We start from the raw sequence: 23,556 nt of genomic DNA, 5'->3' as shown, positions 1-23,556 counted from the left end.
GGGATCTGCAGGCGCTCGCGCCCACGCTCCCCAGGGGCGGGGAAGAACTGCGCGACAAGCCGACGACTACGCGCAGATCCCGGCCCACAGCACGCGGCACCCCTAAAGGGCCGGAGGCCAAGCGTCTCCCCAGTCCGCGTCACGGGCCGCCCGGTACAGCGGCCCGTGCCGCTTCGTCACCGTCTCGCGGCCCAGCGCGCCCTCCGCCTCGCACAGCTCCAGAAGCACCTGGCCCTTGCGGATCTGGGGGCGGCGGGTGATCCGTGCGGCCGGGCGCTCGGGGGCGAACCGGGTCGCGGCCACGTAGCTGAACTTCTCGTCCTCGTACGCGAGCGATCCGCCCTTGACCTGGCGGTGCAGCGACGACCGGCTGACCCGGGCCGAGAAGTGGCACCAGTCGGTGCCGGGCACGATGGGGCAGGCCTCGCTGTGCGGGCAGGGCGCGGCCACGTGGAATCCGGCGTCGATCAGGCTCCGGCGTGCCTCGATGATCCGCTCGTAGCCGTCGGGGGTGCCGGGCTCGACGACGACCACGGCCCCGTCGGGGCTCGCGGCGGCGGCCGCGGCGTCGACCACGGCGCGGCGGTCGTCGGCGGTCAGCTCCTTGAGGACGTACGACACCGTCACGAGGTCGGTGCTCTCGATGGTGAGTGCCGATCCGATACGGGAACGCTGCCACCGTGCGGAGGCCAACTGAGCGCAGGAACCGGCCAGTTCACGCCCGAGGGCGAGGGCGGGCTCGGCCCAGTCGAGGACGGTGACCGGGCGCTCGCCCGCCCAGGTGTCGGCGACGGCCCAGACCGCGGCGCCCGTCCCGCCGCCCACGTCGACCTGGCTCCCGGGCGCCCAGCCCTCGGGCGCCGCGTCGGCGAGCGCGCCGAGCGCCGAGCGGACCGCCTCGAAGGTGGCCGGCATCCGGTACGCGGCGTAGGCGGCGACGTCGGCGCGGTCCCGCAGGATCGGCGCGTCCGTCGGGGTGCTCCCCCGGTAACTCGCGATCAGCCGGTCGACGGCGCGCGCCGCCTGCGTGGGCGGCAGCCCGTCGAGCAGTCCCGCGAGGGCCGCGCGCAGGGTGTCGGCCGGAGAGGCCGGCGAGTAAGGGGTCAGGGGGGCGTTCACCCCGTGATTCTACGGTCGCGCCGGGGGTCGCCTACGCGCCCACGGCCCGCGCGAGACGCGTCGCCGCCGCGGCGCGCGGCCCGTTCTGCGGGGGCCTGCGGCGCGGGTGGACCGTGTTCGCGAGGAGGATCAGGAACGTGTCCGTGGCGCGGTCGAGGACGAGCGACGTACCGGTGAAGCCGCAGTGTCCTGCCGCGCCGCGGCCCGCGAGCTCGCCCATGAACCGGGGCTGGTCGACCTGGAAGCCGAGGCCGGGCGCCGTCAGCATCAGCTCGACGTGGTCGGGGCCGAGGATGCGGGCCGTGCCGTACGAGCCGCCGTTGAGCAGGGTGCGGCACAGGACCGCGAGGTCGTACGCCGTCGAGAAGAGGCCCGCGTGGCCCGCGACTCCGCCGAGCGCCCAGGCGTTCTCGTCGTGGACGGTGCCGCGCAGGAGGCCTCGGTCGGCCTTGGCCCAGGGACGGCGCTGGTCCTCGGTGGCGGCGGCGCCGGGGTGCTGGCCGAAGCCCGTCGCGGTCATGCCGAGGGGCCGGGTGATGCCGTCGCGCACCAGGACGTCGAGAGGGCGGTTGGTGAGGCGCTCCAGGACGTGCTGGAGCAGCAGCATGTTGAGGTCGGAGTAGAGGTACGCGCCGGGTGGGGACGACGGGGCCTCGGTGCGCAGGGCCGTCAGGCGGGCCGCTTCGTCCGGGCAGTCGTAGAGCGGGAGTTCGGGGCGCAGGCCCGACGTGTGGGTGAGGAGCTGGCGGATCGTGATGTCGTGCTCGGCGGCGGTGCACTCGGGGACGTAGGCGCCCACCCGCGCGTCGATGCCGAGGGTGCCGCGCTCCAGCTGCTGCACGGCGGCGACGGTGGTGAAGAGCTTGGTGATCGAGGCGAGGTCGAAGGACGTGTCGGGGCGCATGGGGACGCGGGACGCGGGCGGCAGCTCGACGCCCCGGTCGGCCGTCTCGTCGTAGGCGAGGTACCGCATCGCCCAGCCCGCCGCCTCGTGCGCGGCGATGACCGGGCCGCGGCCCGCGAGGACGACGGCGCCCGCGCACCAGGGGCGCGCCCCGCGGGGCAGTTCGCGCACGTCCTGGACGAGGCGGCGCAGCTCGTCGGCGTCGAGCCCGGCGCGTTCGGGGGTGCCGGGGCGCAGTCGTGGGCTACTCAGTGCTCCACCTCCCGCGTCGGTCCGGTCCCGCGCTGCCAGGGGCGGCACAGTCCCAAGAAGCATGCGACGGCTGCCAGGGCGCAGGCCAGCTGGACGACGGCCATCGGGACGGCGGTGTCCTCGCCCGCGATGCCGACGAGCGGTGAGGCGATGGCGCCGACCAGGAAGGAGGAGGTGCCGAGGAGCGCGGAGGCGGAGCCCGCGGCGTGCGGGGTGCGCATCAGGGCGAGGGCGTTGGTGTTGGGCATGGCGAGGCCCATCGCGGACATGAGGACGAACAGTCCGGCCGCGATCGGTACGAGTCCCACGTCGCCGAAGACGCCGGTCGCCATGAGCAGGAGCGCGGCGGAGGCGAGCACGATGACGCAGAGGCCGACGGCGAGGGCCTTGTCGAGGCTGACGCGGCCGACGAGGAGCTTGCCGTTGATCTGGCCCACGGCGATCAGGCCGACGGAGTTGATGCCGAACAGGAGGCTGAAGGTCTGGGGCGAGGCGCCGTAGATCTCCTGGACCACGAACGGCGATGCGCTGATGTAGGCGAAGAGGGCGGCGAAGGCGAAGCCGCCCGCGATCATGTAGCCGGTGAAGACGCGGTCGGCGAGGAGGCCGCGCATGATGCGCAGTGCCTCGGCGGTGCCGCCGCCGTGCCGCCGTTCGGGGGCGAGCGTCTCGGGCAGGCCCTTCCATACGAGGGTGGTCAGCGCGATGCCGACGGCGGTGAGGACGACGAAGATGCCGCGCCAGTCCGTGATGCGCAGGACCTGGCCGCCGATGAGGGGCGCGACGATCGGAGCGACGCCGGAGATCAGCATGAGGGTGGAGAAGAAGCGGGCCATCTCGACGCCGTCGTACAGGTCGCGCACGACCGCTCGGGCGATCACGATGCCGGCGGCCCCGGCGAGGCCCTGCATCAGGCGGAAGCCGATGAGGAGCGGGGCCGTGGGGGCGAGGGCGCAGACGGCGGTGGCGACGATGTAGACGATCAGGCCGATGAGGAGGGGGCGCCTGCGGCCCCACTTGTCGCTCATCGGGCCCACGGCGAGCTGCCCGAGCGCCATGCCGGTGAGGCAGGCGGTGAGGGTGAGCTGGGCGGTGGCGGCCGAGGTGTGCAGGGCGCCGGTGACCTCCGGGAGTGCCGGGAGGTACATGTCCATGGACAGCGGCGGTACGGCGGTGAGTCCGCCGAGTACGAGGGTGACCAGGAAGCCGGTGCGCCGGCGGGCGGTGAGCGTGGGGCCCGCGACGGGTGGTGCCTCGGGTATGCGCTGCGCTTCGCGCGCGGGCGCGTGCTGGCGGCCGTGGTCCGGCATGCGGTTCCCCTCCCGGTCGTTCATTCGATTACCTATGCTCTCAGCTCAGGTGCATTGGTTGAGACCACATTTCGTGACGTGCCGGCGCCGGGGCGGTGGCCGGAACCGGGCAGGGGGCCTTCAGTGGTGGAACGTGAGCGTGTGCGGTGGGGCGTCCTGGCGACCGGGGGCATCGCCGCGTCCTTCACGGCGAACCTTCTCGACATGCCGGACGCGGAGGTCGTCGCCGTGGCGTCCCGCTCCGACGCCTCGGCGAAGGCGTTCGCGGAGCGCTTCGGGATCCCGCGGGCGTACGGGGACTGGTCCTCGCTCGCCGAGGACGAGGATGTCGACGTCGTGTACGTCGCGACCCCGCATGCCGCGCACCGCGCAGCCGCCGGGCTGTGTCTGGAGGCGGGGCGGGCGGTCCTGTGCGAGAAGGCGTTCACGCTGAACTCGCGCGAGGCGGAGGAGCTGGTGACGCTCGCCCGCAGCCGCGGCCTCTTCCTGATGGAGGCCATGTGGATGTACTGCCATCCGCTGATCAGGAAGCTGAAGGCGCTGGTCGACGACGGCGCTGTCGGTGAAGTCCGCACGGTGCAGGCCGACTTCGGGCTCGCCGGACCCTTCCCTCCCGCGCACCGGCTGCGCGACCCGGAGCAGGGCGGCGGCGCGCTGCTCGATCTGGGCGTGTACCCGGTGTCGTTCGCGCACCTGATCCTCGGCGAGCCGTCGGAGGTCACCGCGAGGGCGGCGCTCTCGGACGAGGGCGTCGATCTCCGTACGGCGATGCTGCTCTCGTGGGAGAGCGGTGCTCACGCGCTGCTCAACTGCTCCATCGACGCGGGCACCGGGGTGACCGCGTCGGTCACCGGCTCCCAGGGACGTATCGACATCCCGCACGGTTTCTTCTACCCCGACCGGTTCGTGCTGCACCGGGACGGGCGGGAGCCGCAGGAGTTCACGGCGGAGCCGGGGGACGGGCCGCGCGACAGCCTCCGGCATGAGGCGGGAGAGGTGATGCACCGGCTGCGGGCCGGTGACACGGAGTCGCCGATTGTTCCGTTGGACGGGTCCTTGGCCGTGATGCGCACGCTGGACTCCGTCAGGGAGCGGGTCGGGGTGCGGTATCCGTCGGAGCGGTAGCGGTTTCGTTGCCGGGCGCGGGCCGGTGGGGGCTTGTCGCGCAGTTCCCCGCGCCCCTGAAAAGCAGCTGCCCGCGCCCCTGAGCTGACTCGGGGGCGCGGGCCTGCCGGTGTCGGTCAGGCCGGGCGCAGGCCCTGGTCGCCCACCTTCGTCACGAACGACGCCGCCGTGCTGATCCCGGCCCCCGGGACGGTCACCGCCGGGACCGTCTTGAAGTCGGCGCGGGCCTCGTGCTCGCCGAGCGCGACCGTCACGTAGCCGCGCCGTCCGTTGTAGAACTTCAGGTGCGGGTTGGCCTGGGTGTAGGTGCCCCAGTTCGCCGGCTTGTCGGCGCCGTCCTTGCCGCTGCTGACGGACGTGGCGACGATCTCCGTGCCGAGAGTCTTCGACGACGGGTCGTCGAAGTTGTCCTTGATGTCGAAGGCGTAGCCGACGTGCACATCACCCGTGAGCACCATCAGGTTCTCGACGCGGGCCGCCTTCGCCCCGGCGAGGACGCGCTGACGCGAGGCGCGGTAGCCGTCCCACGCGTCCATGGACACCTTCGCGGCCGCGTTCAGGTCGAGCTTGCGCTGCGAGAAGGTGACCTGCTGCGGGACGACGTTCCACAGGGCGTCCGAGCGGCGCCAGCCGTCGATGAGCCACCGCTCCTGCGTGGCGCCGGTGATGGTGCGCGCCGGGTCGTCCGACTCGGGCCCGGGGACGTGGGAGCCGTCTCCGTACGCCTGGTTGGAGCGGTACTGGCGGGTGTCGAGGATGTCGAACTGGGCCAGCTTGCCCCAGATCAGGCGCCGGTACATCTGGGCGTCGGGGCCCTGCGGGAGCTGCGGGCGGCGCAGGGGCTGGTTCTCCCAGTAGGCGCGGTACGCGGAGGCGCGGCGGAGCAGGAACTCGGCGGGCGGGCCGTCCTGTTCGTCGATGTCGTCCGCGTAGTTGTTCTCGGTCTCGTGGTCGTCCCAGGTGACGACGAAGGGGTGCGCGGCGTGCGCGGCCTTCAGGTCGGGGTCGGACTTGTAGAGGGCGTACCGCAGCCGGTAGTCCTCCAGGGTCACGGTCTCGTGGTTGAAGTGGGCGGGCAGTGTGGCGCCGCCCGTGTAGGCGCGGACGCCGCCCGCGGGGGTCACGGCGTACTCGTAGAGGTAGTCGCCGAGGTGGAAGACGACGTCGACGGAGGAGTCGGCGGCGAGGTGCTTGTAGGCCGTGAAGTAGCCGTCGTGGTACGCCTGGCAGGAGACCGCGGCGAGGGTGAGGGCCGAGGTGCGGGCGTGGGCGGAGGGCGCCGTGCGCGTCCGGCCCGTCCCGCTGACCCACTTGCCGGTGCGGAAGCGGTAGTAGTAGACGCCGCCCGGCGCGAGGTGGTCGACCTCGACGTGGACGGAGTGGTTGAACTCGGGGTGGGCGGTTGCCGTGCCGCGCCGCACGATGCGCCGGAAGCGTTCGTCGTGCGCGAGCTCCCACTCGACGGCTATGCGCTGGGCGGGCAGTCCGCCGGCCGCCTCGTACGGGGCCGGGGCCAGGCGCGTCCACAGCAGGACGGAGCCGGGCAGCGGGTCGCCGGAGGCCACGCCGAGTGTGAACGGGTCGGCGGTGATCTTCCGCGCGTCGAACTCGGCGGCGCTCGCGGCACCCGCGGCCGGCAAGTTCGTGGCGAAGGCGAGCGCGGCGGCGGCGCCCGTGCCGGTGAGGAAGCGGCGGCGGCCCAAGTGGCGGGCTGCGGTGCGCAGTTCGGGCGAGTGCTGGCTCGGGTGGCGTCCTTCGGCTGTCATGTGGCCCTCCCCTGACGGTTGTTGTCAGGGGAAATTGGAGTGGTGCGGGACGACCGTCGACTGTCATGCACACGGCCTCCATATGGCGGATGGGTGATCTCCGCGTGACCCCTCCTCCCGTACGCTCCGGGGCCATGAACGATCAGCACAGCGCATCCGCCACCAGCACCCCGACCGCCGTCGTGACCGGCGCGGGCTCCGGCATCGGCCGGGCCGTCGCCGTCGAACTGCTCCGCGCGGGCTGGCAGGTGGCACTCGCGGGCCGCCGCACCGAGACCCTCGACGCGACGGCGGCCCTCGCCCCCGAGGCCACGGCCAGGTCGCTGTCCGCACGGACCGACGTCTCCAGCCCCGACGACGTGGCGGCGCTCTTCGCCGCCGTACGCAACCGGTTCGGCCGCCTCGACCTGCTCTTCAACAACGCGGGCACGTTCGGGCCCTCGGCCCCGGTCGAGGACCTGGAGTACGAGGCCTGGCGCCACGTCGTCGACACGAACCTCAACGGCGCGTTCCTGTGCGCGCAGGCGGCGTTCCGGCAGATGAAGGAGCAGGACCCGCAGGGCGGCCGGATCATCAACAACGGCTCCATCTCGGCGCACACGCCCCGGCCGCGCTCGACCGCGTACACGACGACGAAGCACGCGCTGACCGGGCTGACGAAGTCGCTGTCCCTGGACGGGCGTCCGTACCGGATCGCGTGCGGCCAGATCGACATCGGCAACGCGGCGACCGACATGACGGAGCGCATGCAGACCGGGACCCTCCAGGCGAACGGAACGCTGGCGCCGGAGCCGGTGATGGATGTCGCGGACGTGGCGCGCACGGTCCGGCACATGGCCGAGCTGCCCCTGGAGGCGAACGTGCAGTTCGCGACGGTCCTGGCGACCAACATGCCGTACATCGGGCGTGGTTGAGGATTAATCTCCACAAGCGGAATGGGACCTACCGGCCCAATTCCGGGCAGCGCGACCCGTATGCTCGGCATCTCTCCATGGGAACTTCACATTCGGAGCACACCTTGCGCATACGTTCCGCGGCCCCGGCCGCTCTGGCGGCCGGCGTCCTGTCGGTCTCCCTGCTCGCCGCGTCCCCGGCCTCCGCGGCCGCCCACCAGGGCGGTCTGCACCTGGGTTACATCCAGTACGACAGCCCCGGCAGCGACAACCGGTCGAACTCGTCGCTGAACGCGGAGTGGGTGAACATCCACAACAACACCCGCTCCGCGATCCAGCTCAAGGGCTACAAGCTGAAGGACAACACCGGCTACACGTACACGTTCGGCAGCTACAACATCGGCGCCGGCAAGACCGTCAAGGTCCGCACCGGCAAGGGCACCAACGCCTCCGGTGTGCGGTACTGGGGCCGCGGCTCGTACGTCTGGAACAACACCGGCGACAAGGCCCGCCTCATCAAGCCGAGCGGCGCCCAGCTCGACTCCTGCTCGTGGGGTGACGGGCCCGGCGGAATCAGCTGCCACTGAGCCATTTGCGAGGGGGAAGGCGGGCAGCCGTTCCGCGTCCCGGGGCCAGGGGGGACCTGCCGGCGGGACCGCAGGAGAACCCGGGCCGCGCTGCGGCTGCCCGCGCTACGCTCCCCTGCCATGAACACCAACGCCGACGTGCTGCGATACACCGCCTTCACCACGGACCCCGAGGGCGGCAACCCCGCCGGGGTCGTGCTCGACGCGCGTGGGCTCGACGACGACGAGATGCTCGCCATCGCGGCCCGGCTCGGCTACAGCGAGACGGCGTTCCTGACCCCGGCGCCCGACAGCTCCCCGGCGCCCGGCAGCCCGCGACGCTCGTACACCGTGCGCTACTTCAGCCCCAAGGCCGAGGTCTCGTTCTGCGGGCACGCCACGGTGGCCACGGGGGTGGCGCTCGGCGAGATCGACGGGCCCGGCGACTACGTCTTTGCGACACAGGCCGGCGAGGTGCCGGTGACGGTCGCCCTGGGGGCCGACGGCACCCCGCGCGCGACGCTCACCAGCGTCGAGCCGCACATCACCGACGTGACGCCGGAGGACCTGGCCGAGGCGCTCGCCGCGCTCGGCTGGCCCGCCGCCGACCTCGACCCGGCGTTCCCGCCGCGCATCGCGTACGCGGGCGCCCGCCACCTCGTCCTCGCGGCCGCCACCCGCGCGCGGCTCGCGGACCTCTCCTACGACTTCGCGCGCCTCGAGGCCCTGATGCACCGCCTCGATCTCACCACGGTCCAACTGGTGTGGCGCGCCTCGGAGTTCGTCTTCCACGCCCGCGACCCGTTCCCGGTCGGCGGCGTGGTGGAGGACCCGGTGACGGGCGCCGCCGCGGCCGCGTTCGGCGCGTACGCGCGCGCACTCGGACTCGTCCCCTCCGACGCGGTCCTCACCCTCCATCAGGGCGAGGACATGGGCCGCCCGGGCGAGCTGACAGTGACACTGCGCGAGGGCGACCCGCGAGTCCGGGTGAGCGGCGCGGCGGTACGGATTCCCGGCTGACGCGAGCGGGGCCGGGCTGCCGGCCCGCACTACCGGCCGGGGGCTACGCCTGGCCGGTCTCGAAGCGGGTCACCTTGCCGCCCTCCACGACGAACTGCCACTTCGTCCGCATCTCGCCCCAGGCGTCGTTGCTGTAGCGGGCGGTGAGGGCGAGGCCGCCCGAGGACTCCTTCTCGATCTCCATGTGCCCGTGGGAGTCGAAGATCTCGCGCCCGGTCCACTCGTCGACGTCCCGGTCGGACCCGTCGTCGGACATCGTCGCGCCGGGCGCGAGGGCGGCGCGGAACGCCTCCCGGTCATGGGCGTTCACCGCGGTGACGAAGGCCCGGACCGCGGGGTCGCTGAGCTTCGTTGTCTGGATGGGCATATCGCCGTCTCCCGCCTCTCCTTCCGGCGCTACGGTGCCGGACCTTCCGGTCGTACGTCGCCGGGTCGGGACCCCGGCCGCACGGGGCCCGGGCCCCCGGCCCAGACTCACACCGCGGCCCGCGGCCCGCCACCCGAACGGGCCCGCGCACCGGGTGCCGTGGCCCGGCCTGCCGGACCGTAGAAGCATGACCTGTCACAAGCACCGTAGGACCATGACCTGCCACAAGCCTTGTGTGGACCGGAAAGACCTGGGACTGCTCGCCCTGCGTGTGGGCACGGGCGGTGTGCTCGCCGCGCACGGAGCGCAGAAGCTGCTCGGCTGGTTCGGCGGCCCGGGCCTGCGCGGCACGTCCGCCGGGATGGAGGCCATGGGCTTCGCCCCGCCGAAGGCGAGCGCCCTGGCCGCCGGTGTCGGCGAGGCGGGCGGCGGCATCCTGCTCGCCCTCGGCCTCGCCACGCCCGTCGGCGGGGCCGCCGCCGCGGGCACGATGGCCGGCGCGGTCGCGGTGCACGCGCCCAACGGCTTCTTCGCCCAGGGCGGCGGCTACGAGTACCCGGCCTTCCTCGGCTTCGTCGCGGCCGGACTCGCGGTGACCGGCGCGGGCCGCTACTCCCTCGACCATGCGCTCGGCCACGCCCTGGACCGGCACTGGATGGTCCCGGCCGCCCTCGTGGGCAGTGCCGCCGCGGCGCTCGCGGTGGTGGCGTCGCGCAACAAGCGGGTGAGCGGGGCGGGTCCTCGGGCGGATTCCGCGGACGGCACGGACGAGTAGCCCGTCCGTGGCAGGCTGCGGGTATGCCCGACTCCACGCAGCCCAGCGCCCAGCACGACCCCACGTACGACAGCGTGTGGGAGACCGTCGCCGGGCTGCGCGCCTGGCTCGACTCACACAACCGCCGCACCGGCGACGAGACCCTCCTGCTGCGGGTCCTCAAGCTGTCGGAGGAGGTCGGCGAGGTCGCCGAGGCGGTCATCGGCGCGATGGGCCAGAACCCGCGCAAGGGCGAGAGCCACTCCTGGCAGGACGTCGAGTCGGAGCTGTGCGACGTCGTGGTCACCGCCCTCATCGCCCTGCGCACCCTCACCCCGAACGCCCCCGAGGTGCTGGCGGCGCATCTGCGCCGGGTGGCGGAGAGGTCGCTCACTCCTCGATCGTCCGGCTGAACGGCAGCCCGGCGACGTACCGCATCCAGGCTTCCGCGCGCAGGGCCGGGGTTAGGCTCGGAACGGATCGCGGTCCGGACGGTCGCGATGACGGATCAGGCGGCCGGGGTCAGGGATCACCGGCTCGGAAACGGGGGCCCCGGTATGGGCAGGTTCGACGGTGGCACGGTCATCGCGGTCAGCAGTAACGAGACGTACTCCTTCACCAAGCCGAACCGGGAGAGCATCACGCTGCTCGGCGGGCTCGGTGTGGAGGGTGATGTGCACGCGGGCGTCACGGTCAAGCACCGTTCCCGCGTCGCGAAGGATCCGACGCAGCCGAATCTGCGGCAGGTCCACCTCATGCACGAGGAGCTGTTCGCGGAGGTCGCCGAGCAGGGCCACGAGGTCGCTCCGGGCGACCTCGGGGAGAACGTCACGACGACCGGGATCGACCTGCTCGCGCTGCCCGCGGGCACGCTCCTGCACCTGGGCGAGGGCGGCGCGGTCGTCGAGGTCACGGGCCTGCGCAACCCCTGTCTGCAGATCGACCTCTTCCAGGACGGACTGCTCAAGCGGGTCGTCGGGCGCGACGAGAACGGGGCGGTCGTCCGCAAGGGCGGGATCATGAGCGTGGTGCGGACCGGCGGCGTGGTGCGCCCCGGCGACGCGATCCGCGTGGTCCTGCCGGCCGAGCCACACGTCGCTCTGGAAGCCGTCTGATGACGACCGAGCCGGAGCTGCCCGTCGTCGTCCCCTACGACACGGCGTGGCCGGAGCGGGGCCGCGAGCTGTGCGCCGAACTCGGCGCGGCGCTCGGCCCGTTGGCGCTGCTGGTGCAACACATCGGCAGCACGTCGATCCCGGGGATGGCGGCCAAGCCGGTCTACGACCTCCAGGTGAGAGTCACCGACCTCGACGAGGCGGAAGCCGCTTTCGCGGGGCCCCTCGCGGACCTGGGCTTCCGGCTCTCCCCCTACCGCCGGGACCACGTACCGGCGGGCCTTGACGACCACCCGTCCCGCTGGGCCAAGCGCTTCTGGTCCCGCCGCGGCACGTCCGCCGATCCGGTCAACCTGCACGTACGCCTCGACGGCTCCCCCAACGAACGTCTCGCCCTGCTCTTCCGCGACTGGTTCCGCACCCACCCGGAGGCGGTCCCGGCCTACGCCCACTTCAAGTACGCGCTCGCCTCCCGGGTCGCCGACACAGGCACCTACGCCGACGTGAAGGACCCGGTGGTCGACCTGGTGGTGGCGGTCGCGGAGGCGTGGGCGGCGGAGACGGGGTGGACGCCGGAGCCCACGGTCTGACCCCAACTCCCCCTGGCTGCCGGGTGACTTCCCGGTGAACGGATACCATCGCGGGCACCGCACCGGGATGTCCGAGGAATGGGGAGTCGACCGTGGAGCAGCCGCCGCGTCTGGGCGTCGCGATCGTGACGATGGGCAACAGGCCCAGGGAGGTCGACGCCCTCCTGGCGGCGGTGGCGAAGCAGGACGTGGCACCGGCGCGGGTCGTCCTCATCGGCAACGGCTCCCCGCTGCCCGACTTCACCGGCTCCGGTCTGCCCTTCACCGTCACGACCGTGGAACTCGACGACAACCTCGGCTGCCCCGGTGGCCGCAACGTCGCTCTGGCGCGGCTACGCGACTTCGGCGACGTGGACGTGGCGGTCGAACTCGACGACGACGGGCTCCTCGTCGACGCGGACGTCTTCCGCACGGTCCGCGACCTGTACGCCGGTGACCCGCGGCTCGGCATCGTCGGCTTCCGCATCGCGGACGAGCAGGGCGAGACGCAGCGCCGCCACGTGCCGCGGCTGCGCGCGAAGGACCCGATGCGGGGCGGCGAGGTGACGGCGTTCCTCGGCGGCGGCCACGCGTTCTCGATGCGGATGCTCGCCGAGACCGGCGACTGGCCCGCCGACTTCTTCTTCACGCACGAGGAGACCGACCTGGCCTGGCGGGCCCTCGACGCCGGCTGGAAGGTCGTCTACGAGCCGTCGCTCCTGCTCCAGCACCCCAAGACGTCGCCCGCCCGGCACGCGGTCTACCACCGCATGACGGCCCGCAACCGCGTCTGGCTGGCCCGGCGCCGGCTCCCGCTCCCCCTGATCCCGCTCTATCTCGGCACCTGGACCCTCCTCACCCTCGCCCGCACCCGGTCCGCCGGGGGCCTGCGCGCGTGGGCGGGGGGCTTCGCGGAGGGCGTGCGCACGCCGTGCGGGGACCGTCGGCCGATGCGCTGGCGCACCGCGTGGCACATGACGCGGCTCGGGCGGCCGCCGGTGATCTGAGCCGGGACGGAGCGGCGGGGCGGGACGTGGCGTCGCGGGACGTGGCGTCGCGGGACGTGGTGTCGCGGGACGTGGTGTCGCGGGACGTGGTGTCGCTGGACATGGTGCGTCGCGGTGCCGACAGGCGCACCCTGGTAATAGCAGTCCCGGAGGTGATCGCGATGTCGGCACAGACCGCTGTCGGATGGCATGTCGAGCTGGAATTCGAGGAAGACACACATCGCACGCGTGCCGCCGCGCTCGTCCGGCTCCCCGACGGGAGCGAGGTACGGGCCCATGGTTACGCGAGCCGCCACCCCTCCGACGCGAACCAGCCGCGGGTCGGCGAGGAGGTCGCGGGCGCGAGGGCGCTCAACGAGCTGGCGATGAAGATGCTGACGAAGGCGCACGACGAGATCGACGAGGCGTCGGGACGGACGTCCCACACGTTGCGGTGATTCGTTGCAGGCGCCACGATTCATGGCGATGTAGCCCTCGGCCACCCGTAAGCCATGCGGTGCGCCGGTCCGGGGGCCTGGACGCCGAGCGGCGCCCGATCAGTGACCTGGACGGCAGACGAGTCGGGCTGTACGCCGGGTTTTGTCGCCCGGTCGCCTCGCGGCGGCCGGGGAGACGGCCATCCATCTAGGACCGGCGTTGCCGCCGGCCTCGTGCGGTCTACCCGCGGACTCGGGCGGGCAGCCCTCGAACGTCCGCGCAGAGCCACCTCTTCTTACGAGGAAGCGGCTCCTTTTGACCTTGCTCCAGGTGGGGTTTACCTAGCCGCCTGAGTCACCTCAGGCGCTGGTGGTCTCTTACACCACCGTTTCACCCTTACCGAGGGCCTTGCGGTCCCCGGCGGTCTGTTTTCTGTGGCACTGTCCCGCGGGTCACCCCGGGTGGCCGTTAGCCACCACCTTGCCCTGTGGAGCCCGGACGTTCCTCGGGAAAACCCTGGTGAAAGGGTCCTCACGCGACCGTCCGCCCGGCTCGTCTGCCGTGCCGACCATGGTACCCGCCGCAGCTCAGAGGAAATCCGCCGTGTCCAGGTCGAACCCGAAGAGTTCCGGCAGCGGGAGCGGCTTGCCGAAGGGAGCCGTACGGCTCTGCAGATAGTCGCGGCCCTCGGGCTCGCTGAAGAGCGTCACCGCCGAGGCGTCCCGGTCGACGAGGAGGTAGAGGGGGATGCCTCCGTGCGCGTAGCAGCGCCGCTTCGTCTCACGGTCCGCCTTCGGTCGGGTGGAGGTGACCTCGAGGACCATGGCCACGCCGTCGCAGGGCATCCAGGAGGCGGCGCCGCGGAACAGCCGTGCTTGAAGTGGCGCGAATATGGCGTCGGGAATGACGTGGTCGCGCGGACTGCCGGGGACGTCCTTCAAGGTCAGGCCCTTGTTCCCGGAGAACTGCATGTCCGTGAGCGAGCGCCTGATCACCTGGCTCACGATCAGGCTGATGTAGTCCTCGTGGTCCCCGTCCGGCGGCGGTGTCGCGACGATTTCCCGCTCGATCAGTTCCGCCCGGAAACCCTCCGGGGTGTCCAGGGCAAGGAAGCCTTCGAGCAGGACGTCTGCTTGCGTGAGCGACTCGTGCGGCTCGTGCGCCATGGCCGTCATGTCACGCCCCTCCCTCGGTCGCTCGCCAGACTCGGCCATCGAGGGATCCACCGTCCGTGAGATCGGAAGTCTTCCCTCGATCGTGGCACACGAGCAGGGCACAAGGGGCCTACGCGGGAGCGAACTGGACCTTCGCCGCCCCCGGGTCGGCCTGCGTCAGCCGTACCCGCAGCCGCTCCCCCAGCGGCAGCGGAGCCGTACCGCCCTCGATGCGGGCGACGACCGCGGGGTCGGTCAACTGGACGGTGCCGACGGCCGGTTCGTGGTCCTTCACGTCGACGACGCACGCCTCGAAGATGTCGCCGATCCGGTCCTTGAGGAGCGCCGCCTCGACGATGTCGACACAGCCGTGCTCGACGGCGTTGGCCCGGCGCGTGCCCTCCGCCATCTCCTTCGGCAGGGCGGGCAGCGCGGCGAGCACCCACTCCGGCGGCGCGGTGCCCGCGCTCGCGGCCAGGCACAGTTCGCAGGCGTAGCGGTCGGCGAGGCGGCGCAGCGGGGCCGTGCAGTGGGCGTAGGGCGCGGCGACGGCGGCGTGGACGGTGAGGTCCGGGAGCGTGCCGCCGCTGAACACGGTGTAGCCGGCGCCGCGCAGGAGCGTCGTGCACTCCTGGAGGAAGGCCGCGTGGTGCGGCTTCTTCGGGTCGAGCGAGCGGATGAGCTGTGCGTACGGGACGTGGTGCGGCCAGTCGATGTGCAGGGCGTGGGCCGTGCGGCGCAGGCGGCCGACGGCACCGTCGGGAGCGGCCGGCAGGGTGCGCAGGATGCCGGTGCCCGCGGCGAGCATGAGGTCGGCGGCGGCCATGCCGGTGAGCAGGGAGATCTGGGCGTTCCAGCCGTCGGCGGGGAGCGGAGCGCGGTAGCCGAGCTCGTAGCGGCCGTCGCGTTCGGTGATCTCCTGTTCGGGGACGTTGAGGGAGATGCCGCCGCGCTCCGTCTCCAGCTGTTCGCGCAGGCGCCCGATCTCACGCAGGAGCGCTACGGGTTCCTCGGCGCTGCCGTCGTCGATGGCCCGCTGCACGCCCTCGTAGTCGAGCTTCGCGCGGCTGCGGACGGTGGCGCGGGCCACGTCGGTCGCGACGGTGCGCCCGCCGGCGTCGAGGTCGAGCGTCCACAGGACGGCGGGGCAGGTCTGGCCGGGGAGCAGGCTGGCGGCGCCCTCGCTGAGCACGGTGGGGTGCAGCGGGACCTTCTCGTCGGGGAAGTAGAGCGTGGTGACGCGGCGGTGGGCCTCGGCGTCGAGGGGGCCGCCGGGCGTGACGTACGCGGCGACGTCGGCGATGGCGTAGCGGACCCGGTAGCCGCCGTCGCGGCGCGAGAGGTGCATCGCCTGATCGAGGTCGACGGAGGCCGGCGGATCGATCGTGAAGAAGGGGATGTCGGTGGCGTCCGCCCGGCCGGTGGGTGACGGTGGGTGCGGGGCCGCCGCGGCCCGTTCCGCCTCAGCGAGGGCGTCGGCCGGGAAGGCCCCGGGGACGTCCAGGGTCGTACGCAGTTCACGCAGTGCGGCACACAGCTGGGCCTCGGCTGCGCCGCTCATACAGAGATGACGGCGGGGCATGCACCGAGCGTAGGACGGGGCGCGGGCGTCGGCACCCCGTGACCGCAAGGCACCCGTGACCGCAAGGCACCCCACGGTCCCCGGCGCCCCGTGTTCCCCGGCACCCCTCTCCCTTCCGTACGCTTTCGATGGGGCCGCACCCCCGAATCCGCATCCCTGTCCCGAGGAGTCCGATCGTGCTCGTGCTGCTGCCGCCGTCCGAAGGCAAGGCCCCGTCGGGTCGCGGCGCCCCGCTGAAGCCTGAGTCGCTGTCCCTGCCGGGACTCGCCGGGGCGCGGCAGGCCGTGTTCGACGAGCTGGTCGAGCTGTGCGCCGCCGACGAGGACAAGGCGCGCGAGGTGCTCGGCCTCAGCGAGGGGCTGCGCGGCGAGATCGCGAAGAACGTGGAGCTGCGCACCGCGGGCGCGCGCCCCGCCGGTGAGATCTACACGGGTGTCCTCTACGACGCGCTCGGCCTCGCCACCCTGGACACGGCGGCGAAGCGCCGGGCGACGCGTTCGCTGCTGGTCTTCTCCGGTCTGTGGGGCGCGGTGCGGGTGAGCGACCGGATTCCCTCGTACCGCTGCTCGATGGGTGTGAAGCTGCCGGGGCTCGGGGCGCTCGGCGCGCACTGGCGCAAGCCGATGGCCGAGGTCCTTCCCGAGGCGGCCGGGGACGGGCTCGTGCTCGACCTGAGGTCGTCCGCGTACGCGAGCGCGTGGAAGCCGAAGGGTGAGGTCGCGGGGCGTACGGCGACGGTGCGGGTGCTGCACGCGCAGACGGATCCCGTGACCGGCGTGGAGAAGCGCTCGGTGGTGTCGCACTTCAACAAGGCGACGAAGGGCCGGATCGTCCGCACGCTCCTGGAGACCGGCACCACGCCCGCGGGCCCGGCTGAGCTGGTCGAGGCGCTGCGGGATCTCGGCCATGTGGTGGAAGCGCAGGCGCCCGCGAAGGCGGGGACGGCGTGGGCGCTCGACGTGGTGGTGACCCAGATCCACTGAGCACCACCCTCACGCACATTCATTCATTGCAGCATGCGCAACGCCCTTTGCGCATGCTGCACACAGCGGGGCAGGATGGCCCCATGACTGATTCCTCCGTGCTCGATCTCGCCCCCGTCGTACCCGTCGTCGTCGTGGAGGACGTCGCCGACGCCGTGCCGCTCGCGCGGGCGCTCGTCGCGGGCGGCCTGCGGGCGATCGAGGTGACGCTGCGGACGCCGGCCGCGCTCGACGCGATCCGCGCCATCGCGGACGAGGTGCCGGACGCCGTCGTCGGCGCGGGCACGGTCATCTCGCCGCAGAACGTCGCCGACTCCGTCGCGGCCGGTGCGCGCTTCCTGGTCAGCCCCGGCTGGACGGACTCGCTGCTCGACGCGATGAAGGGGTCCGGGGTGCCGTTCCTGCCGGGCGTCTCCACGACGTCGGAGGTCGTGGCGCTCCTGGAGCGCGGGGTGGGCGAGATGAAGTTCTTCCCCGCCGAGGCCGCGGGCGGTGTGCCGTATCTGAAGTCGCTGGCGGGTCCGCTGCCGCAGGCGCGGTTCTGCCCGACCGGCGGGATCTCGGTGACCTCGGCCCCGTCCTACCTCGCGCTGAAGAACGTGGGCTGCGTGGGCGGCAGTTGGATGTTGCCGGCGGACGCGGTGGCGGCGAAGGACTGGGGCCGGATCGAGGAACTGGCCCGCGAGGCGTCGGCTCTCTGAGGCGCCGGCCCCGGTGGATCCAGCCCGTCCGGCGCTTGAGGACCGGGGTCCGGGGCAGGGCCCCGCGACGTCAGCGCAGGTGCGCCGTCTCGTTCAAGAGCCGCACGCTCGCGTTGCCGTCGCCGTAGTACGCGACCGCCGAGAGCGACGCCGCCGAGAGCTCCATCCGGAACAGTGACTCCGGCGGCGCGCCGAGCGCGAGCCGTACGAACGTCTTGATCGGCGTGACGTGCGTGACGAGGAGGACCGTGCGTCCCGCGTACTGCGCGACGAGCCGGTCCCGCGTCGTGGCGACCCGGCGGGCGACCGCCGCGAAACTCTCGCCGCCGCCGGTCGGTTCGGCCTTCGACGAGGCCAGCCAGGCGTTCATGTCGTCCGGGTAGCGCTCGCGGACCTCCCCGAAGGTCAGCCCCTCCCACGCCCCGAAGTCCGTCTCGCGCAGGCCTTCTTCGATGGTCACGTCGAGCCCGAGGCGGGCCGCGACGGTCCGCGCCGTCTCCTGGCACCGCTTGAGCGGCGAGGAGACGATCGCCTGCACGGTGCCGCGCGCGGCGAGCGCCGCGGCCACCCGCTCGGCCTGCGCGCGCCCGGCCGCCGACAGCTCGGGGTCGCTGCCGCCGGAGCCGGAGAACCGCTTCTCGGGTGTGAGCGCGGTCTCGCCGTGCCGCAGGAGTACGAAGGTGGCGGGCGCCCCGAGATCGGGCGCCGCCGACCAGCCCTGGGACGCGGTGCCCGCCACGTTCTGCGCGGCCCGCGCGTCCGTGCCGCCCCGCGTGCCCGCGAGTGCGGCCCGCGCCTTCGCCGCCCCGGCCGCCGCGTCCCCAGGCGGAGCCCCCCGGTCCGTCTGGGGACGCGGTGCATCGAGCTCGGCGGTCGAACGCGAGGCCTCCCACTGCTTGCCCCGCTTGCCCGCGTCCATCGCCTCGTTGGCAAGCCGGTCCGCGTGCTTGTTCCGCTCGCGCGGGATCCACTCGTACGTCACCTGCGACGCAGGCAGCACGGTCGCCGCCTCCGCCGCGAGGGGCCGCATGTCGGGGTGCTTGATCTTCCAGCGGCCCGACATCTGCTCGACGACGAGCTTGGAGTCCATCCGGACGTGCACCGACGCCGTCGGGTCGAGGGCGTGGGCGGCGCGCAGGCCCGCCACGAGCCCCCGGTACTCGGCGACGTTGTTCGTGGCGATGCCGATGTACTCGGCGGCCTCGGCCAGGGTCTCCCCCGTCGCCGCGTCGATGACGACCGAGCCGTAGCCCGCGGGCCCCGGGTTGCCCCGGGAACCGCCGTCGGCCTCGACGATGAACTCCCGCACCACGAAGGCTCCTACAGGCCGGACTCGGACGTGCGCACCAGGATCCGGTGGCAGTTCTCGCAGCGCACCACGGAGTCGGCAGCCGCCGCCCGCACCTCGTTCAGCTCGGTGATGTTCAGCTCCAGCTGGCAGCCCTCGCAACGGCGCTGGTAGAGGCGGGCCGCACCGACGCCGCCCTCCTTGATCCGGAGCTTGTCGTAGAGCTTCAGCAGGTCGGCGGGGACGGTGCCGGAGACGACCTCGCGCTCCTTGGTGACCGAGGCGGCCTCGCCGTCGATCTCCTCGAAGGAGGCGTCGCGGCGGGCCGTCGCGTCGTCGATCTTGCCCTGGACGGAGGCGACCCGGCCGGTCAGCTCCTCGAAGCGCTCCTGCGCGGACTCGCGGCGCTCCATGACCTCGAGGACGACGTCCTCCAGGTCGCCCTGGCGCTTGGCGAGCGAGGCGATCTCGCGCTGGAGGTTCTCCAGGTCCTTGGGGGACGTGACGGCGCCGGAGTCCAGGCGCTGCTGGTCGCGGGCGGCGCGCTGGCGGACCTGGTCGACGTCCTGCTCGGCCTTGGTCTGCTCGCGGGCGCAGTCGCTCTCCTCCGTCTGCGCGGCGACGTGCAGGTCGCGCAGCTGCGTGAGGTCCTTGTTCAGCGACTCGATCTCGGCGTGCTCGGGCAGCGACTTGCGCTTGTGCGTGAGCTGCGACAGTCGTACGTCCAGGGCCTGGACGTCGAGAAGTCGGATCTGGTCGGCGGGCGCGGCGTTCAGTTGGGGGCTCCAGTTGGGATCGGTGTGGCGTTGGACGCCGCGTGGGCGGTCCAGGGGTCGGTGACCGTCTTCGAGACGTGGACGCGAAGTCCCCATCCGTTGCGGTCGGAGATCTCGTCGAGCTGGGCGGCCGCCAGCTCGCACCAGGGCTGCTCGGTGGCCCAGTGGGCGGCGTCGAGCAGGGCGAGGGGGCTCTGCTCACGTGCCTCGGACGCGGGGTGGTGGCGCAGGTCCGCGGTGAGGAAGGCGTCGACGCCCGCGGCGCGCACGTCGGCGAAGAGGCTGTCGCCGGAGCCGCCGCTGACGGCGATCGTGCGGATCGTCGCGTCGAGGTCGCCGGAGACGCGGATGCCCTGCGCGGTGGCGGGCAGCCGGTCGGCGGCCAGGCCGGCCAGTTCGCGCAGGGTGAGGGGGTGTTCGAGTTCGCAGATCCGGCCGAGTCCGCGGCGGCCCGCGGGGTCGGTCGGGTCCGGCACGAGGGGGCCGGTGACGCGGAAGTCGAGGGCGCCCGCGAGTGCGTCGGAGACGCCCGGGTCGGCGCTGTCGGCGTTCGTGTGCGCGACGTGCAGAGCGATGTCGTTCTTGATCAGCGTGTGGACGACGCGGCCCTTGAAGGTGTCGGCGGCGACGGTCGTCGTGCCGCGCAGATAGAGCGGGTGGTGCGTGACCAGCAGGTCCGCGCCCAGCTTCACCGCCTCTTCGACGGTCTCCTGAACGGGGTCCACGGCGAACAGGACCCGGAGGACCTCGGCGTCGGGATCGCCGGCGACCGTGCCGACCGCGTCCCACGACTCGGCCCGCTCGGGGGGCCACAGCTTCTCGAGCGCGGCGATGACTTCAGACAGACGGGGCACGGTGAAAGGCTACCTTCCCTCCATGCCCCGTCGGCCCTGGCGCACATCCGGCCGCGGCCGGGGCCGGTACGGGCTCACGTACCGCTACCGGCCGGGGACGGTCGGCTACTTGGCGAGGTGAAACGGCGGACCGCTTGCCGAGGTGAACGGCGGGGACTACTTGACGAGGTAGCCGTGCAGGTCGTCGAGGACCTCGTTCGCGGCGGTGACGCCGAGCCCCAGGTACCAGGTCTCGTCCGGGACGTCCTTGGCCTGTCCGTTCTTCACGGCGCCGAGCTTCTTCCACAGCGGGTTGCCCTCGGCGGTGGCGCGGTCGGTCTTCTTCGCGTCGCCGTAGACACCGGTGAAGATCCAGTCGGCGTCGGCCTGGTCGATCTTCTCCGGGCTGACCTCCGCGGCGAGGTCCACGACCTGCTGGTTCTTGGGGCGCGGGATCCCGGCGTCGTCGAGGATCGTGCCGATGAAGGACGCCTTCGCGTAGAGGCGGATCATGCCGGGCATGTAGCGCAGCATCGTGACGGTGGGCTTCTTCTCACCGATGTCGTCGCCGAGCTTCTTCGCCTTCTTCTCGTAGGCGGCGAGGTTCGCCTTCGCCTCGGCGGTCTTGTCGAGGGCGGACGCGTTGAGGAGGTAGTTCTCCTTCCACGTGAAGCCGGGGCGGATGGAGAACACCGTCGGGGCGATCTTGGAGAGCTGCGGGTAGAGCTTGGCGGCGCGCAGCTCGCTGCCGAGGATCAGGTCCGGGTGGAGATTGGCGATCGCCTCCAGGTTGAGGGAGTTGATCGTGCCGACGTCCTTGGGGGTGCCCGCCGTCTTCTTCAGGTAGGACGGGACGCCGTCGTCGCCCTCGGTGGGGGCGTAGCCGACGGGCTTGACGCCGAGCGACGCGACGTTGTCCAGCTCGCCGACGTCGAGGACGACGACCCGCTTGGGCTGCGCCTTGAGCTCGGTCTTGCCCATGGCGTGCTCGACGGTGCGCGGGAACTGGCCGGCCTTGGCGGTCGTGCCCATCTCGGCGGTCCGCGAGGCCGCCTTGGCGAAGTCCTCGCCGCCCTGGGCGACAGCCTTGGAGCCGCTGCCGTTGTCGGACTTGCCGGAGCCGGCGGAGGAGCCGGAGCCCGAGTCGCCCGACCCGCAGGCCGCCAGCGACAGGGCTGCTGCCACGGCGAGGGCTACGGCGGCGGTGCCGCGGGTGCGAGGGCTTGTTCGCAGGGCCATGGGTGTTCCAGCTCCGAACTTCGTGGCGTCAGGCCGCCGTCATGATGGTTAGGCAAACCTAACATCAGGCACTTCCGGACGTGCCAGCACATCCGACCCACCCCTTTCAGGCAGATACGGACATGGCCACCCTTTGGTGTGAAGCCTGCGCCGCGAGTGCCACGGCAGCGCGTGCGAAAACTAGCTTCGGCTCGGACGAACCGGAGGTGAGTGATCCCCATGACGGCCTTGGCGATCGAGCCCACGACGGAGCCGGAGAGCGGACCGGGCCCGGCGCGCGGCCCCGCCCCGGACAGCGGACACGAGCCGGAGAACGCACAGGACCCGGACCCGGAGCCGGGCGCAGACGCGGCCTCGGACGCGTACGCGTACGCGGACCGGGAGAACGGGCAAGCGCCCGAGCGCGGACCCGCCACGGATTACGGGCGGACCCCGGAGCGCGAACCCGACACCGGGTACGGGCACGCCCCGGACACCGACCTCGGCACCGGTCCCGGATCCGGCACCGATCCGCGGCTGGACGGCGCCCCAGAACCGGAGAGCACCCCGGGACGGGACAGCACCCCAGCACCGGACAGCCCGCGAGCCCCGGAGAGTGACCCCCCGCCCGCTCCCCCGATGCCCCTTCCCCCCACGCACCACCGCGCGCCCGCCCCCCTCACCCACCGCCCCGCGTGCGTCATCACCGTCGACGGGGCCTACGCCGCGCGGCTCGCGTCCGACGGGACATCCTGGTTTCCGGAGCGGTGGACCCTGGACGGGCCGGAGCCGTACGCGGTGCCGTTGCCCGGGAATCAGCCGGAGGAGCCGGGGACCGAGGTCGTGCCGATGGGCGACGGGCGCGTCCTCATCCGGCGCGTGGTGGACGGCCGGCACTCCTTCTCCCTGCTGTACCCGACGGGTCCGCGAACGGGCGAGGTGCCTCTCGGGGCCGTGAGCGGCGGGCAGTTGACGCTGCTTCCGCCGGCTCCGGGCGGCCGATGCGCGTACGCCATCACCGTGGGCGAGCGGTCGACGGGTGTGTGGATGGTCGCGGGCGGGGCGTTCGGGCCCGAGTTCGTGGCCGAGGTCCCCGGTCGCTGTTCGGGCGGGGTGTGGCTGGATCGCGCGGGCCGGATGCTGGCTCTGGACCGCTCCCTCGACGGGGGTCCCGTCAAGGCGGTCGCGGTGGACCTGGGGCGGGGTGGCGAGGTCACGCCGCTGCTCCAGATCGCGGAGTCCAGCGCGGACCGCCTGATGCTCGCCGATCCGGACAGCGGGCTGCTCCTGATCCGCTCGGACGCACCGTCGCCCGGTCATGAACGTCTGGGCTGGGGCGTGTTGGGCTCGACGCTGCCGGTGCGCTTCCCGGAGTGCCTGCGTCTGACGGACCGCACGGTGACGCCGTTCGCGATCCAGCCGGGGCAGACGCTGATGCCGGAGAGCTGCGCGGTGGCGCTGCGGATCGACGGCGCCGCGGGCACCTGGCTGGGCCTGTGGCGGCCCACCGACCGTCAGATGCATCAACTCGCGCCCCCGCACGGCTGGTTGGCGGGCACGGGGTTCTGGACGCGCGACGGTGAACTGCAACTCCCGTACGCCACCGAGTCGGTGCCCTGCGGGATCGCGCGCACGTCGGTGCCGGAACCCGTGGAGGAAATAGGGGAACAGGTTCCGCAGACGGTGCCCGAGCCGCCCTCGGCGGCCCGTCCCGTCCCGCTCCAGCAGGCTCCTCTCGCCGGTCTCATGCGACGCGCGACAACCGCCGGGACAACGGCGGCACCCGCCGGTTAGACTCGCCCGGCTGTTTGAAGGATCTTGTTACGGGGTGAGTTTT

General features: G+C 72.6%; 24 protein-coding genes and 1 other RNA gene. 13 read left to right on the top strand and 12 right to left on the bottom strand.

The annotated features are described in order from the left end of the window. Window positions 1-102 precede the first annotated feature (102 nt). The 3 genes from ACIPWY_RS08380 to ACIPWY_RS08370 are packed head-to-tail and all read right to left on the bottom strand — an operon-like array spanning window position 103 to window position 3,585. Complete coding sequence (locus ACIPWY_RS08380) at window positions 103-1,119, bottom strand: small ribosomal subunit Rsm22 family protein (RefSeq protein ID WP_362899737.1); 1,017 nt, start codon at window positions 1,117-1,119, stop codon at window positions 103-105. A gap of 31 nt (window positions 1,120-1,150) precedes the next feature. Next, window positions 1,151-2,338: a serine hydrolase domain-containing protein gene (locus tag ACIPWY_RS08375; RefSeq protein ID WP_393698299.1), complete on the bottom strand. Its 1,188-nt coding sequence runs from the start codon at window positions 2,336-2,338 to the stop codon at window positions 1,151-1,153. Then, a complete protein-coding gene (locus tag ACIPWY_RS08370; RefSeq protein ID WP_393698986.1) occupies window positions 2,272-3,585 on the bottom strand; it encodes a multidrug effflux MFS transporter in 1,314 nt (437 codons plus the stop codon). Before ACIPWY_RS08370 ends, ACIPWY_RS08375 begins: the two co-directional genes overlap by 67 nt. Window positions 3,586-3,711: 126 nt before the next feature. On the opposite strand from ACIPWY_RS08370, the gene ACIPWY_RS08365 reads away from it, so the two are divergent. Then, on the top strand, window positions 3,712-4,710 hold the full coding sequence (locus ACIPWY_RS08365) for a Gfo/Idh/MocA family oxidoreductase (protein WP_362899731.1): 999 nt from the start codon (window positions 3,712-3,714) through the stop codon (window positions 4,708-4,710). A 116-nt stretch (window positions 4,711-4,826) separates the two neighbouring features. On the opposite strand, the gene ACIPWY_RS08360 is transcribed toward ACIPWY_RS08365, so the two are convergent. Next, window positions 4,827-6,476, bottom strand: a complete 1,650-nt coding sequence (locus tag ACIPWY_RS08360; protein ID WP_401532492.1) for an alkaline phosphatase D family protein — start codon at window positions 6,474-6,476, stop codon at window positions 4,827-4,829. Window positions 6,477-6,610: 134 nt separating this feature from the next. Between ACIPWY_RS08360 and ACIPWY_RS08355 the strand changes: the two genes are divergently transcribed. The 3 genes from ACIPWY_RS08355 to ACIPWY_RS08345 all read left to right on the top strand — a co-directional run bounded on the left by ACIPWY_RS08355 (window position 6,611) and on the right by ACIPWY_RS08345 (window position 8,955). Beyond that, a complete protein-coding gene (locus ACIPWY_RS08355) occupies window positions 6,611-7,390 on the top strand; it encodes an SDR family oxidoreductase (protein WP_393698295.1) in 780 nt (259 codons plus the stop codon). Between the two features lie 104 nt (window positions 7,391-7,494). Continuing rightward, window positions 7,495-7,956: a lamin tail domain-containing protein gene (locus ACIPWY_RS08350; protein ID WP_389542979.1), complete on the top strand. Its 462-nt coding sequence runs from the start codon at window positions 7,495-7,497 to the stop codon at window positions 7,954-7,956. Window positions 7,957-8,076: 120 nt separating this feature from the next. Continuing rightward, on the top strand, window positions 8,077-8,955 hold the full coding sequence (locus tag ACIPWY_RS08345; RefSeq protein WP_393698293.1) for a PhzF family phenazine biosynthesis protein: 879 nt from the start codon (window positions 8,077-8,079) through the stop codon (window positions 8,953-8,955). Between the two features lie 43 nt (window positions 8,956-8,998). On the opposite strand, the gene ACIPWY_RS08340 is transcribed toward ACIPWY_RS08345, so the two are convergent. Further along, window positions 8,999-9,322, bottom strand: coding sequence for a nuclear transport factor 2 family protein (locus tag ACIPWY_RS08340; protein ID WP_362899721.1), 324 nt, complete (start codon window positions 9,320-9,322; stop codon window positions 8,999-9,001). A gap of 214 nt (window positions 9,323-9,536) precedes the next feature. Between ACIPWY_RS08340 and ACIPWY_RS08335 the strand changes: the two genes are divergently transcribed. The 6 genes from ACIPWY_RS08335 to ACIPWY_RS08310 all read left to right on the top strand — a co-directional run bounded on the left by ACIPWY_RS08335 (window position 9,537) and on the right by ACIPWY_RS08310 (window position 13,204). Beyond that, complete coding sequence (locus ACIPWY_RS08335; protein WP_362899719.1) at window positions 9,537-10,097, top strand: DoxX family protein; 561 nt, start codon at window positions 9,537-9,539, stop codon at window positions 10,095-10,097. Window positions 10,098-10,120: 23 nt separating this feature from the next. Beyond that, the gene (locus ACIPWY_RS08330) at window positions 10,121-10,489 is read left to right on the top strand and encodes a MazG-like family protein (protein WP_393698290.1); all 369 of its coding nucleotides are present in this window, start codon (window positions 10,121-10,123) and stop codon (window positions 10,487-10,489) included. 144 nt (window positions 10,490-10,633) lie between these two features. Continuing rightward, entirely contained in the window at window positions 10,634-11,191 is a 558-nt protein-coding gene (locus ACIPWY_RS08325; protein ID WP_362899715.1) for an MOSC domain-containing protein, read from the top strand. Continuing rightward, window positions 11,191-11,781 (top strand): GrpB family protein, encoded by a 591-nt coding sequence (locus tag ACIPWY_RS08320; protein WP_390012692.1) that lies wholly within the window; start codon window positions 11,191-11,193, stop codon window positions 11,779-11,781. The genes ACIPWY_RS08325 and ACIPWY_RS08320 overlap by 1 nt, the downstream gene beginning before the upstream one ends. Window positions 11,782-11,912: 131 nt before the next feature. Continuing rightward, complete coding sequence (locus ACIPWY_RS08315; protein WP_401532671.1) at window positions 11,913-12,767, top strand: glycosyltransferase family 2 protein; 855 nt, start codon at window positions 11,913-11,915, stop codon at window positions 12,765-12,767. A gap of 161 nt (window positions 12,768-12,928) precedes the next feature. Then, a complete protein-coding gene (locus ACIPWY_RS08310) occupies window positions 12,929-13,204 on the top strand; it encodes a DUF1876 domain-containing protein (RefSeq protein ID WP_100592570.1) in 276 nt (91 codons plus the stop codon). A 115-nt stretch (window positions 13,205-13,319) separates the two neighbouring features. Here the strand turns inward: ACIPWY_RS08310 and rnpB are convergent. The 3 genes from rnpB to ACIPWY_RS08295 all read right to left on the bottom strand — a co-directional run bounded on the left by rnpB (window position 13,320) and on the right by ACIPWY_RS08295 (window position 15,920). After that, window positions 13,320-13,739, bottom strand: an RNA gene (gene rnpB / locus ACIPWY_RS08305) — RNase P RNA component class A. A 32-nt stretch (window positions 13,740-13,771) separates the two neighbouring features. After that, a complete protein-coding gene (locus tag ACIPWY_RS08300) occupies window positions 13,772-14,359 on the bottom strand; it encodes a Uma2 family endonuclease (protein WP_401532490.1) in 588 nt (195 codons plus the stop codon). A gap of 109 nt (window positions 14,360-14,468) precedes the next feature. After that, entirely contained in the window at window positions 14,469-15,920 is a 1,452-nt protein-coding gene (locus ACIPWY_RS08295) for an RNB domain-containing ribonuclease (RefSeq protein ID WP_362899707.1), read from the bottom strand. 176 nt (window positions 15,921-16,096) lie between these two features. Between ACIPWY_RS08295 and yaaA the strand changes: the two genes are divergently transcribed. Together yaaA and eda are read left to right on the top strand one after the other, a co-directional pair. Then, entirely contained in the window at window positions 16,097-16,903 is an 807-nt protein-coding gene (gene yaaA, locus ACIPWY_RS08290; RefSeq protein WP_362899705.1) for a peroxide stress protein YaaA, read from the top strand. Between the two features lie 83 nt (window positions 16,904-16,986). Beyond that, window positions 16,987-17,604 carry a bifunctional 4-hydroxy-2-oxoglutarate aldolase/2-dehydro-3-deoxy-phosphogluconate aldolase gene (gene eda / locus ACIPWY_RS08285; RefSeq protein ID WP_401532489.1) on the top strand — a complete coding sequence of 206 codons (618 nt, stop codon included), beginning with the start codon at window positions 16,987-16,989 and terminating at the stop codon, window positions 17,602-17,604. Between the two features lie 70 nt (window positions 17,605-17,674). Here eda and ACIPWY_RS08280 read toward each other — a convergent pair whose 3' ends face one another. The 4 genes from ACIPWY_RS08280 to ACIPWY_RS08265 form a co-directional block, all read right to left on the bottom strand. Further along, window positions 17,675-18,916 carry a bifunctional RNase H/acid phosphatase gene (locus ACIPWY_RS08280; RefSeq protein ID WP_362899701.1) on the bottom strand — a complete coding sequence of 414 codons (1,242 nt, stop codon included), beginning with the start codon at window positions 18,914-18,916 and terminating at the stop codon, window positions 17,675-17,677. Window positions 18,917-18,924: 8 nt separating this feature from the next. Next, on the bottom strand, window positions 18,925-19,668 hold the full coding sequence (locus ACIPWY_RS08275; protein WP_362900086.1) for a C4-type zinc ribbon domain-containing protein: 744 nt from the start codon (window positions 19,666-19,668) through the stop codon (window positions 18,925-18,927). Then, the gene (locus ACIPWY_RS08270) at window positions 19,665-20,522 is read right to left on the bottom strand and encodes a Nif3-like dinuclear metal center hexameric protein (protein WP_362899699.1); all 858 of its coding nucleotides are present in this window, start codon (window positions 20,520-20,522) and stop codon (window positions 19,665-19,667) included. The genes ACIPWY_RS08275 and ACIPWY_RS08270 overlap by 4 nt, the downstream gene beginning before the upstream one ends. A gap of 156 nt (window positions 20,523-20,678) precedes the next feature. After that, window positions 20,679-21,740, bottom strand: a complete 1,062-nt coding sequence (locus tag ACIPWY_RS08265) for an ABC transporter substrate-binding protein (protein WP_401532488.1) — start codon at window positions 21,738-21,740, stop codon at window positions 20,679-20,681. A 618-nt stretch (window positions 21,741-22,358) separates the two neighbouring features. Here ACIPWY_RS08265 and ACIPWY_RS08260 point away from each other — a divergent pair. After that, window positions 22,359-23,513, top strand: a complete 1,155-nt coding sequence (locus tag ACIPWY_RS08260; protein WP_401532668.1) for a hypothetical protein — start codon at window positions 22,359-22,361, stop codon at window positions 23,511-23,513. The last annotated feature ends 43 nt before the right edge of the window (window positions 23,514-23,556 follow it).

Origin of the sequence: Streptomyces sp. NPDC090032 (assembly GCF_044748025.1) — a bacterium.
Taxonomy (GTDB): Bacteria; Actinomycetota; Actinomycetes; order Streptomycetales; family Streptomycetaceae; genus Streptomyces.
Note: the sequence above shows the minus strand (reverse complement) of the source record. Positions and strands in the feature narration are given on the sequence as shown.